The organism is Streptomyces sp. AC512_CC834 (assembly GCF_019049325.1).
In the GTDB taxonomy this organism is placed as follows: Bacteria; Actinomycetota; Actinomycetes; order Streptomycetales; family Streptomycetaceae; genus Streptomyces.
The window spans coordinates 19216-31085 of sequence record NZ_JAGMUO010000011.1; the positions used below are offsets into that span (position 1 = coordinate 19216).

Annotated in this window: 8 protein-coding genes; 2 read left to right on the forward strand and 6 right to left on the reverse strand. The window is 73.1% G+C overall.

From position 1 onward, the window contains the following. Window positions 1-236: 236 nt before the first annotated feature. Both KUM40_RS01920 and KUM40_RS01925 read right to left on the reverse strand, forming a co-directional pair. Entirely contained in the window at window positions 237-1955 is a 1719-nt protein-coding gene (locus KUM40_RS01920; RefSeq protein ID WP_217162111.1) for a PucR family transcriptional regulator, read from the reverse strand. Between the two features lie 210 nt (window positions 1956-2165). Beyond that, complete coding sequence (locus KUM40_RS01925; protein ID WP_217162117.1) at window positions 2166-4346, reverse strand: ATP-binding protein; 2181 nt, start codon at window positions 4344-4346, stop codon at window positions 2166-2168. A 294-nt stretch (window positions 4347-4640) separates the two neighbouring features. Between KUM40_RS01925 and gabT the strand changes: the two genes are divergently transcribed. Next, window positions 4641-5975, forward strand: coding sequence for a 4-aminobutyrate--2-oxoglutarate transaminase (gene gabT, locus KUM40_RS01930; RefSeq protein ID WP_217162119.1), 1335 nt, complete (start codon window positions 4641-4643; stop codon window positions 5973-5975). 374 nt (window positions 5976-6349) lie between these two features. Here the strand turns inward: gabT and KUM40_RS01935 are convergent, their stop codons facing one another. Further along, window positions 6350-7156, reverse strand: a complete 807-nt coding sequence (locus tag KUM40_RS01935; protein WP_308401041.1) for a tetratricopeptide repeat protein — start codon at window positions 7154-7156, stop codon at window positions 6350-6352. A 44-nt stretch (window positions 7157-7200) separates the two neighbouring features. Here KUM40_RS01935 and KUM40_RS01940 point away from each other — a divergent pair, with 44 nt between their 5' ends. After that, window positions 7201-7905: a phosphatase PAP2 family protein gene (locus KUM40_RS01940; RefSeq protein ID WP_217162465.1), complete on the forward strand. Its 705-nt coding sequence runs from the start codon at window positions 7201-7203 to the stop codon at window positions 7903-7905. Here the strand turns inward: KUM40_RS01940 and KUM40_RS01945 are convergent. The 3 genes from KUM40_RS01945 to KUM40_RS01955 form a co-directional block, all read right to left on the reverse strand. Further along, complete coding sequence (locus KUM40_RS01945; RefSeq protein ID WP_217162121.1) at window positions 7844-9661, reverse strand: chitinase; 1818 nt, start codon at window positions 9659-9661, stop codon at window positions 7844-7846. The genes KUM40_RS01940 and KUM40_RS01945 overlap by 62 nt on opposite strands. A 96-nt stretch (window positions 9662-9757) precedes the next feature. Continuing rightward, on the reverse strand, window positions 9758-10216 hold the full coding sequence (locus KUM40_RS01950; RefSeq protein WP_217162123.1) for a hypothetical protein: 459 nt from the start codon (window positions 10214-10216) through the stop codon (window positions 9758-9760). Between the two features lie 185 nt (window positions 10217-10401). Next, window positions 10402-11829, reverse strand: a complete 1428-nt coding sequence (locus tag KUM40_RS01955) for an FAD-binding oxidoreductase (RefSeq protein WP_217162125.1) — start codon at window positions 11827-11829, stop codon at window positions 10402-10404. Window positions 11830-11870 lie beyond the last annotated feature (41 nt).

Below are 11870 nucleotides of genomic sequence, written 5' to 3' on the forward strand. Positions count from 1 at the left end.
TTAGTGAGGGTGGGTTCTTCGACGGTGTGGCCAGGTGGGGGTGGGCGCGTGCGGGGTGCGGGTGAGGGTGGGCGGTGCGGGGTGGGTGTGCGTGGTGGGTTTTCGCCCCCGCCGCCCCTTCCCGTCCCGTCCCCGGGGGCTGCCGCCCCCGGACCCCCGCTTCGGCCTGGACGGCCTCGTCCTCAAGCGCCGGACGGGCTGAGGATTCCGGCCGACGCTTGTGAGGGGACCGGCGGCTATTCGGGCGATGTCGCCTTCAGGGCGAGCCACAGCTCCATGCGTACGTCCGGGTCGTCCAGGGAGCGGCCGAGGATCTCCTCCACCCGCCGCATCCGGTAGCGCAGGGTGTGGCGGTGGACGCCCAGGTCGGCCGCGGCGGCGTCCCACTGGCCGTGGCGGGAGAGCCAGGCGCGCAGGGAGGCCACCAGGTCGCCCCGGCCGGTGGCGTCGTGGTCGCGCAGCGCCCGCAGCAGGCCGTCGGCGAAGGCGCGCACCGCGTCGTCGGCGAGCAGCGGAAGGACCGAGCCGGCCGCCAGGTGCTCGTGCTCCACGCAGACGCGTCCGCGCCGACGGGCCACCGACAGGGCCTGTTCGGCCTGTTTGTAGGCGGCGGAGGCGGCGATGGGCCCGGACGGTGCCGACAGGCCGACGACCAGGCCCTCCTCGTCGCCGCCCGTCATCGGCTCCGGAGCCGCACGCCCGGCCTCCAGCGCCGCCGCGTACTCGACGCAGGCGGCGACGGCCGCGCCCCCGTCCGTGGCCAGCGCCACGAGCCGTTCACCCTCGGGTACGACCAGCACCGCCTCACCTGCGCGGGCCGCCGCGGACTCCACGACCTCGGTGAGCGAGGCGAGCGGGTCGCCGCCCGGGGCAGCGGCGGTCGGCGAGCCGCCGGACCCGGAGCCAGACCTGGAGCCGGTCTTCGCGGCAGGCGCGCGTGTCTGCCCTCCGGCGTGCGCCCGCGCGGCGGAGGCGGAGGCCTGCTCGGCGACGATCATCCGGAACGGGGCGTCCAGCAGGCCGCCGTACAGGTCCCCGGCGACCGTGCGCGCGTGGTCGGGTTCGCCGGCCAGCAGCATGCGCAGTACGGCCGCGTCGATGCGCAGCCCGGCTTCGTGCAGGGAGCGGGAGCGTTCCGTGGTGAGGGTGAGCAGGGCGATGGCGGAGTGGACGGCGTACCGCTCGGCGGTGCCGAGGGCGGCGGCGGTGCCGACGGCGAGCGCGGAGCGTGGTCTGCGGGAGGTGCCCAGGGAGTGCAGCTCGACCCGGTCGGCGTTCTCGGCGTTCTCGGCGTTCTCGGGGTGCTCGGGGTTCCCGGCGCCGCCGACCACGGAGGAGGCCGGTGCCGGGCGCTCGCGCAGCCGCCGCACGTCCGCCGTGAGCCGGGCCGCCCTGCGGCCCGCCCACTCCGGTGCGGTGGCGACGACGGCGCCCGAGGCGTCGTACAGCGCCGCCCAGCCGTCGACCTGTGCGGCGAGCGCGGCCAGCAGGCCCTCCGGACCGTCGGTCAGGGTCCGCCGGGTCAGCTCGCGCTGGGCGGCGAAGCCCGCGGTGACCGCGCGGTACTGGTCGGCGGCGATCGCGGCGGACACGGCCTTGCTGATGGCGAGGAAAGGGGTGCGGCGCGGCACTTCGAGGAGCGGCAGCCCCTCCTGCCGGGCCGCTTCGACCAGCGCCTCGGGGACCGCGTCGTAGTTGACCCCGACGGCGAAGCCGAGGCCCACCACCCCGGCGCCCGCCAGCCGCTTCACGTACCGGTGCATCGCCTCGGGGTCCTCGGCGTCCAGCTTGAGGGCGGTGACCAGCAGCAGTTCCCCGCCCTCCATGTAGGGCACGGGGTCGGCGAGTTCGCTGACGTGCGCCCAGCGCACCGGCACGTCGAGGCGGTCCTCGCCCGCGCGCACGGTCAGCTTGAGCGCCGAGTGGTGGACGAGCGAGGCGAGCGTGGGGGGCATGGGGTCTGGGCCTTCGGGTCTGCGTCGAGGTGCACGAGGTCGGTGCGGGGATCGGTGCGGGGATCGGTGCGGGGATCGGTGCGGGGATCGGTGTGGGTCGGTGTGGGTCGGTGTGGAGTCTCTGTGATTTTTGGCCGCCGCGTATGAACGACCTGTGTCGATTCTGCCTCACTGTACGGTCCCCGGGTGCCCGCCCGGGGACCGTACGACTCACCCGCGAAGATCCACCAGCAGGGGCGGCGCGTGCTCCCCCTTGACGCTCGTCAGCGACAGCACCGCGTGCCCGGCCGGCACGGCGTGCGCCAGCTCGGACGCCGACCACCGCTCCCGCTCGACCTGCCGCACGGTGACCGCCCGCGCGGTGGGCGCCTTCCCGGTGATCACCCGGCGGAGCATGTGCACGGCCTTGCCTGCCGGGGTCTCGGCGATGATCTGCCGGTCGGTGACGTCGCGGGCCTCGGTCCACTCCTTGCCCCACACCTCGGCGAAGTCCTGCCCGTCCCAGGGGGTGAGCCCGGACAGCGCCATCCGGCACCCGATGGCCCCGAGCAGCGGCCCGCGCAGGGGGCGCGGTACGTCGTCCAGGGTGCGCAGCGTCAGCACGACCCCGGCGCCCGCCGAACGCAGCCGCTGCACGCCGCGTACGGCCTCCGGCGTCACCACGCCGCTCGCGTCGTCCAGCACCAGGCAGGGGAACAGCGACCGGTCCTCCCGCAGCGAGACGCTCGCCGTGAACTGGGCGAGCACCAGCCGGGCCAGCATCCGCGAGGCGTCGGCGTGGCCGCGCTCCGGCAGGTCGATGCGGACCCGGACCGGGTGGTCGAGGGCCTTGAGCGAGAACGGCCGGGACTGCCCCGAGGTGTCGAAGAAGGAGGCGAACGCGGGCCGGTCGAGCAGCGCCACCCGGTCGGCCAGTACGCCGCCCACGTCCCCGGGGTTGCCCATCTGCCGCTCACGCGCGTCCAGTTCGCGCAGCAGCGACTCCTGCCCGGCCGCCCGCAGGCCCTGGCGCAGTTCGGCCAGCGGTCCGGGCGCACCGTCCAGCAGTTGCCGCAGCTCCGGTACGCCGGGGAAGCGGCCGTGCACCGCGCGGAACGGGCCGAGCAACTGGGCGAGGACGGTGGTGGAGCGCCGGGTGTCGCCGCCCTGGTGCTGGTCGGTGAGGTCGCCGACCAAGGCCTCGGCGAGCACGACGGCGGCCTCGTCGGGGTCGGTGGTGCCGCCGTACAGGTCCAGGTCGTACACGGAGTCCGGGTTGCCGATCCGGACGACCACGTCGTAGGCGTCGGCCGGGCCGAGGTCGGCGCCCGCCGCGCCGACCACGACGACCGCGGCGCGGCCGGCCAGCGCGTGCAGGCACAGCGACTCGGTGAGCGGCCGCACCACGCTGCCGGTCTTGCCGGAGCCCGCGGGGCCGACGGCGAGCAGGGAGGTGCCGAGCAGGTCGGGGCCGAGGGCGAGTCCGGTGCCGCGGTAGGCGTAGGGGTTGCGGTCGTCTTCGGCGGCCGTGCCGATGCGCACCTGCCCGGTGACCAGGTCGTGCCGGGCCTGCCGGACGGGCAGGTCGCGGGCTCCGGAGGGGTGCGGGCAGGCGCCGGCGCCGTGGCTGAGCACCGCGCCGGTGAAGGTGGCGAGGCTGTGCCGCCCGCGCTGCACGCCCTGCCAGGCGCGGGTGATGCGGGCGTGGTCGACGTCCCGCATGAGCCCCGTGCGGGCGTCGGCGGCGAGCCGCTCGGCGGCGTCGTGCGCACCGGCGGCGCGGAGCGCGGGCCAGGCGGCGGGGTCCTCCTCGGGGGCGGGCGCGGGAACGCCGCCCGGGGCGGCGGCCCGGCGCCATGCGGGCGGGCCGTAGCGCCGCCAGATCTCGCCCCAGCGGCCGAGCCGGCCGACGCCGACCATGATGATGCCCGCGATGAGGACGTAGTAGGCGTAGACGACCACGACAGAGGCGAAGCTGTGCGGCTGGGCCCAGGAGTCCGGGATCATCGCGTAGAGGGGCAGCAGCCACCAGCCGCCCAGGTAGCCGTTCCACAGCAGCGACCAGATCAGCCAGCCGACGAGGAAGGCGATCACCGCCCCGCTCAGCAGTTGCCGCCCCGGCACGCGCTCGGGCTCCTCCTCCGGCCGCGCCCGGTGCCCGAAGCGCCAGACGCCGGGCAGCGCCTGCGGGCGCGGGGTACGCAGCCAGGACAGGAAGTCGGAGCCGTCGGGCAGCGGCGGTACGCCCGGCAGCGCGGACATCCCCGGCGGCGCCCGCGTCGGCCGTGGCGGTGCCGTGGGCGCCTCCGCGGGTACCTCGGGAGGCCTCGCGGGTACCTCGGGAGGCCCCGCCGGGCGCGGCACAGGGTTCGCATGCGTACCCCGCGCGTCCCGGTTCCCGTCGCCGTCCATCGCCCTTGCCCCCTGACCAGCCGCTCCGTCCACCATCAGCGAGCCAATCTAACGCCCTCCCAGGGGGAGTTCACCGCTTACGCGGCCGGGCTCGCGTCGACGTGTCCATATGTCGCCGTTCCCGACACCTGTCCATGTCGGACAACCGGCCTCACGGACAACGCCCACATGGAGCATGCCCACCCCACACCACCGGTCCTAGCCTGCGAGAAAAGAAGGCAAGCGTCCGTAAGATCCCGCGGATCCCGCAGGCACACCAGGTCCCGCAGATCCGGCAAGACCCCAGGAGCCCCCATGACCGCACTTCCGCAGGAGCGCCGCGTCGTCACCGCCATTCCCGGCCCGAAGTCGCGGGAGCTGCAGGCCCGCCGTACGGCCGTGGTCGCGCAGGGTGTGGGCTCCACACTGCCGGTCTTCGTCGCGCGCGCCGGCGGCGGTGTCATCGAGGACGTCGACGGCAACCGCCTGATCGACTTCGGTTCCGGCATCGCGGTGACCTCCGTCGGCGCCTCGGCCGAGGCCGTCGTACGCAAGGCGTCCGCGCAGCTCGCCGACTTCACCCACACCTGTTTCATGGTCACGCCGTACGAGGGCTACGTCGCCGTCGCCGAGGCGCTGGCCGAGCTGACGCCGGGCGACCACGCCAAGAAGTCGGCCCTGTTCAACAGCGGCGCCGAGGCCGTCGAGAACGCCGTCAAGATCGCCCGCGCGTACACGAAGCGGCAGGCGGTCGTCGTCTTCGACCACGGCTACCACGGCCGGACCAACCTGACGATGGCGCTGACCTCGAAGAACATGCCGTACAAGCACGGCTTCGGCCCCTTCGCGCCCGAGGTGTACCGCGTGCCGGTCGCCTACGGCTACCGCTGGCCGACCGGCCCGCAGAACGCCGGTCCGGAGGCCGCCGCCCAGGCGATCGACCAGATCAGCAAGCAGGTCGGCGCCGAGAACGTGGCCGCGATCGTCATCGAGCCCGTGCTCGGCGAGGGCGGCTTCATCGAGCCGGCGAAGGGCTTCCTGCCCGCGATCCGCGAGTTCGCCTCGGACAACGGCATCGTGTTCGTCGCGGACGAGATCCAGTCCGGCTTCTGCCGCACCGGCCAGTGGTTCGCGTGTGAGGACGAGGGCATCGTCCCCGACCTGATCACGACCGCGAAGGGCATCGCGGGCGGCCTGCCGCTGTCCGCCGTCACCGGCCGCGCCGAGATCATGGACGCGGCGCACTCCGGCGGCCTCGGCGGCACCTACGGCGGCAACCCGGTGGCCTGCGCGGGCGCGCTCGGTGCCATCGAGACGATGAAGGAGCTGGACCTCAACGCCCGGGCGAAGAACATCGAGGCGGTCATGAAGTCCCGGCTGGCCGCCATGGCCGAGAAGTTCGACGTCATCGGCGACATCCGGGGCCGCGGCGCGATGATCGCGATCGAGCTGGTCAAGGACCGCGACACCAAGGAGCCGAACCCGGAGGTGACCGCCGCGCTCGCCAAGGCCTGCCACGCCGAGGGCCTGCTGGTCCTGACCTGTGGCACCTACGGCAACGTGCTCCGTTTCCTGCCGCCGCTGGTCATCGAGGAGGACCTGCTGAACGAGGGCCTCGACATCATCGAACAGGCCTTCGCCGGCGTCTGAGCTGCGTTTCGCACGCCTGGCCGGGCCGACCGTCAGAGCGTGTGAAGAACGTGTGCGAGGTGGATGTCAGGACGCCGATGGCCCTGTCCTGAGCCCAACCCCTGCCGTAGGTTCTACGCAGATGAGAGATACACCCCGCCCACAGGGGACTGTGGGCGGATCATCAGGACGAGGCTTCCCCAGCTTCGACCTGGTCGTGCCTCGCGCACACAACCGGAGCCCGTGGGCTCCGGCTTCCTCACCGATCGGACGGTCGCCCGCCCCAAACCCCCCGGGGCGCGCGGCGTTCCGGTCAGGACGGCCGCCTCGGCATTCGGGACGGTGGTTCACCGAAGGGCCGACACACTCCCCCCCTTGTGCCGGCCCTTCGGTGTTCACTCCCCCGCTCCCTCTCCCGTGATGCGGGCCAGCAGGGCGCCGGCCTCGCCGGTACGCGGATGGGCCGGGTGCAGTTGCCGCTCGCAGTCGGCCAGCGACCGTCGTACGGCGTCCTCCGCCTCGGCGCGGCGCCCCAGTCCGTACAGGGCCTCGGCGGCGACCAGGTCCAAGTATCCGGCGGCGTAGCGGGGCGACGGCAGGGGCCGGCGTACCTCGGTCAGCGCCTCCTCGTAGCGGCCCTGCCCGTTCAGGCTGCGCGCCAGCGTGGTGTGCAGGACGCCGACGGCGGGTCCGTTCGCCCGGGTCAGATTGCCGCGGGCCACGGCCTCCGCCTCCTCGTGGCGGGCCAGCCCGCACAGCACGGCGGTCAGATGTCCGAGGGTGGTGATCTCCAGCGCCGACACCGGGGCGCGGTGGGCGATCTGGTTCAGCTCCCTCAGGACGCCGTTCGCCTCCGTCTCTGCCTCCGCGTACCGCCGCAGGCCGGACAGGGCCACCACGCGGTTGCTGCGGGCGATCAGTCGCAGCATCTGCGAGTTGAGGCCGACGGGCTCCAGTTCCGCGATGAGCGTGTCCAGTTCGTCCAGCGCCTCGGCCATCCGGCCGTGCATGACGGCCGTTCCCGTGGCCAGTACCCTCGCCTCCCAGTGCGGCGGACGCCTCCGCCAGGGTCGCCGCGGGAGCGCGGCCAGGGTCCGTGCCTCGGCCTCGACCTCCTCGTACCGGCCCTCCTTGGCCATGGTCCGCAGCCGGGCGAAGGTCTCTCCCCACTGGCTGTCCCGTGCCGTTCGTATGGTGATCACGGGCGGTGAGACTACGCGACGGCGGGCCTGCGAAGCTGGGCGTCATGCCGGTCTCCGTCCCGCCACGCGCCCTGTCCGCCCTCCTCGGGCTGCCCGTTCTCCTCTTCGCGCTGATCACCTGGCAGGTCGTCGCCGACGGCCCGCTGGTCGGGGTGGACGAGCGGCTGAGCGAGGCGCTCGTCCACCCGGACCGGTTCTCCGAACTGCTGGCCGACCTGGGCAATGTGCAGGTGGCCGTGCCCGTCCTCGTCGTGGCGCTGGCGTACGTGGCGTGGCACGGGCGGGCTACAAGTGTGGACCGTTGGTGGCTGCCGCCTCTGGCCGGGGCTCTGGCGATGGCCCTGGTACCGGCGCTGGTCGCCCCACTGAAGGAGTGGACCGACCGCCCCGGCACCCCGGCGGTGCCGCCCGCCACCGGCTACTACCCTTCGGGCCACACCGCCACGGCGGTCGTCGCGTACGGCGCGGCGACGCTGCTGCTGCTCGGACGGCTGCGCGCGCCGGCCGTACGCCGGGGGCTGGTCGTGCTGTGCGTCCTGCTGGTGCTCGGCACCTCCTACGGGCTGGTCCGGCGCGGCTACCACTGGCCGCTGGACGTGGTGGCCAGTTGGTGCCTGGGGGCGGTGCTACTGACCGGGGTCCGGCTGGTGGACCGCCGGACCCCACCCGGCCGGACCCCGCGGGACGTCAGCCGAAGTACGCGTCGAAGTTCTTCTGGAACTCCCAGTTCGAGTAACGGTCCCAGTTGATCGACCACGTCATCAGGCCGCGCAGGTCCGGCCAGGTGCCGTGGGTGGCGTACGAGCCGCAGTCGGTCTTCTTGGTCAGGCAGTTCAGGGTCTTGGTGACCTCGGCCGGGGAGACGTGGCCGTTGCCGGCGTTGGTGGAGGCGGGCATGCCGATCGCGACCTGGTCCGGGCGCAGCGGCGGGAAGACGTTGTTCGCGTCGCCCGCGACGGGGAAGCCGGTGAGCAGCATGTCGGTCATGGCGATGTGGAAGTCGGCGCCGCCCATGGAGTGGTACTGGTTGTCGAGGCCCATGATCGGGCCCGAGTTGTAGTCCTGGACGTGCAGCAGGGTCAGGTCGTCGCGCAGGGCGTGGATCACGGGCAGGTACGCCCCCGCCCTCGGGTCCTGGCCGCCCCACTTGCCGGTGCCGTAGTACTGGTAGCCGAGCTGGACGAAGAAGGTCTCGGGGGCCATGGTCAGCACGAAGTCGTCGCCGTACTTGGCCTTGAGGGTCTTCACGGCGGAGATCAGGTTGACGATGACGGGGGTCTTCGGGTTCTTGAAGTCCGTGTCGTCGGCGTTCAGCGACAGGGAGTGGCCCTCGAAGTCGATGTCGAGGCCGTCCAGGCCGTACTCGTCGATGATCTTCGAGACGGAGGAGACGAAGGTGTCGCGGGCCGCCGCGGTCGTGAGCTGCACCTGGCCGTTCTGGCCGCCGATGGAGATCAGGACCTTCTTGCCGGCCGCCTGCTTGGCCTTGATGGCCGCCTTGAACTCGGCGTCGGACTCCACGTTCGGGCACTCGGCGACCGGGCAGCGCTCGAAGCGGATGTCGCCGGAGGTGACCGAGGTGGGCTCCCCGAAGGCCAGGTCGATGACGTCCCAGCTCTCGGGCACATCGGCCATACGGGTGTAGCCCGAGCCGTTGGCGAAGCTCGCGTGGAGGTAGCCGACCAGGGCGTGGGCCGGGAGGTCCGAGGATCCGCCGCCGTCGTCCGGGCGCTGGGCGGTGGTCGCCGTGACCGTGGCGGACCGCGCCGACTCGCCCGCGTCGTTGACCGCGGCGACCTGGAAGGCGTACGCCGTCGAGGGGGTCAGGCCGGTCACGGTGGTGGAGGTGCCGGTGACCGTGCTGACCTTGGCGCCGTCGCGGTAGACGGCGTATCCCGTCGCGCCCGGCACCGGTGACCAGGACAGGGCGACGGTGGAGGAGGTGACGGAGCCGGTCTTCAGGCCCCCGGGGGCCGCGGGGGGCTGCCCAGTCTCGCCGCCGGGGCCGGTGAGGGAGATGTCGTCGGCGTGGTAGGCGCCGGTGCCGTACCAGCCGTGGGTGTAGACCGTGACCTCGGTGGTGGACGGGCCGGTGCGGAAGCTGGTCGTCAACTGCTGCCAGTCGGGGGCGGACTGGGCCCAGGTGGAGACGTCGGTGGTGCCGGTGCCGCTCGCGCCGAGGTAGACGTAGCTGCCGCGGACGTATCCGGACAGCGTGTACTGGGAGTCCGGTTTCACGGACACCGTCTGTGCGCAGCGGGCGTTGTCGGCGCCGGCCGGGGTGGCCTTCAGGGCGGCCGTGCCGCTGTGGACGGGCGAGGTCACGGTCGTGCCCGCCGTACAGGTCCAGTGGTCGAGGGCGGACTCGAAGCCGCCGTTGCGGGCGAGGTCCGCGTCGGCCGCACGGGCGGCCGACGTGAGCGCGGTCGTGCCGGACGCGGCGAGAGCCGCGGCGGTGAGCAGCGTGACGAGGCGGCGACGGGCGAGAGGTCTGGAGCGTTCCACAAGTGCCTCCGGACATGGGGGAGATGGGGAGGGTGAAGCGCGCCCAATTTGGTCCAGACCAATTCGGTTGTCAACCCCTTGTGCACCTCACCCCTCTCATCGCTCGTTCTCCTCCACCGCGAGAGCCGCCGCCGCCTCGTGCATCGCCAGCTCCAGGAGCGAGGGATCGGTGAGGGTACCGCTCCCGTCCGGCGGGATCAGCCAGCGGATTCCGCCGGAGGACAGCCCGCCGGGGTGGGGCACCACGATCCAGGTGCCGAGCCCGGCCGTCCGGATGCCGGTGCCCAGCCAGCGGGTCGCGGTGCCGGCCGGCACGAAGAAGCCGGTGCGCGCGTCGCCGAAGTCGGCGAGCACCGGGCCGGGCTGGTCCAGGACGCGGGAGAGCACGTCGAGGGTCGGGTAGCCGAGCCTGCTCGGCAGGATGAGCACGTCCCAGGCCTTGCCGGCGGGCAGCAGCGCGACTCCCAGAGGGTCGCGCTCCCAGTCCCGCCGACAGGACTCGGGATCCGGTGCGACGGATGCCAGCCAGGTGGCCGCCGTCTTCGCCCCAGGCATGTGAGACCTCCCTTTCACTCGTGGACGCGGGGTGCGTCACGAGAGAGAGGGAGGTCTGGCGGCAGCATTACGCGGGTTGCCGCACCCCGTTGGGGTGAACCGGGTCACACGGAGAGCGGGCCCGCCGGGCCCGGCGGGCCCGGCGGACCCTGCCTGGCGGACCCGGCCGACCCGGCCGACCCGGCTTAGCTGTCGAAGCCGAGCCCCAGCCGGTCCATGGTCCGCAGCCACAGGTTGCGCCGGCCCCCGTGCGCGTCCGCTCGGGCCAGCGACCACTTGGTGAGCGCGATACCGGTCCAGGCGAAGGGCTCGGGCGGAAACGGCAGCGGCTTCCTGCGGACCATCTCCAGTTCGGTGCGCTCGGTACGCTCCCCCGCCAGCAGGTCGAGCATCACCTCGGCGCCGAACCGGGTGGCGCCCACGCCGAGCCCGGTGTACCCGGCCGCGTACGCCACCTTGCCCTGGTGCGCGGAGCCGAAGAAGGCCGAGAAGCGGGAGCAGGTGTCGATGGCGCCGCCCCAGGCATGGGTGAAGCGGACGCCCTCCAACTGCGGGAAGCAGGTGAAGAAGTGCCCGGCGAGCTTGGCGTAGGTCTCGGGGCGGTCGTCGTGCTCGGCACGCACCCGGCCGCCGTACGGGTAGATCGCGTCGTAGCCGCCCCACAGGATCCGGTTGTCGGCGGAGAGGCGGAAGTAGTGGAACTGGTTGGCGCTGTCCCCGAGGCCCTGCCGGTTCCGCCAGCCGACCGAGGCCAGTTGCCCGGCGGTGAGCGGTTCGGTCATCAGGGCGTAGTCGTAGACCGGGACGGTGTACGGGCGCACCCGCCGGACCAGGTTCGGGAAGACGTTGGTGCCGAGCGCGACGGCTCGGGCCCGGACCCCGCCGTACGGGGTGCGTACGGTCATGCCGGCGCCGTAGGGCCGCAGGGTGAGCGCGGGGGTGTTCTCGTAGACGCGCACGCCGAGATCGAGGCAGGCCCGCTTGAGGCCCCAGGTGAGCTTCGCGGGGTTGACCATCGCCACGCCACGCCGGTCGTACAGTCCGCCCCGGAAGGTCGGCGAGTCGACCTGTTCCCGTACGGCCCCGGCGTCCAGGTACTCGACGCCGTCGGCGAGGCCCTTGGCGCGGATCTCCTCGTACCAGCCCTTCAGCTCCCGGGCCTGGTACTCCTCGGTCGCCACGTCGATCTCGCCGGTGCGTTCGAAGTCGCAGTCCAGGGCGTGGCGGGCGACCGCCGACTCGATCGCGTCGAGGTTGCGGGCGCCCAGTTCCTCCAGTCTGTGGATCTCGTCCGGCCAGCGGGTGAGGCCGTTGGACAGTCCGTGGGTGAGGGAGGCGGCGCAGAAGCCGCCGTTGCGGCCGGAGGCGGCCCAGCCCACCTCGCGGCCCTCAAGGAGCACGACGTCCCGCCCCGGGTCGCGCTCCTTGGCGATCAGCGCGGTCCACAGCCCGCTGTAGCCGCCGCCGACGACCAGCAGGTCGCAGGTCTCGGCGCCGGTGAGGGCGGCCTCGGGGCGGGGACGGCCGGGGTCGTCCAGCCAGTACGGGACCGGCTGGGCGTCGGAAAGGGATTTCGTCCAGTCGTTGCTGCGGCTCATGGCGCTCGGGGCCATGATTTCAACTCCCTACGAATGCACTGACGCGCGTTACGCCT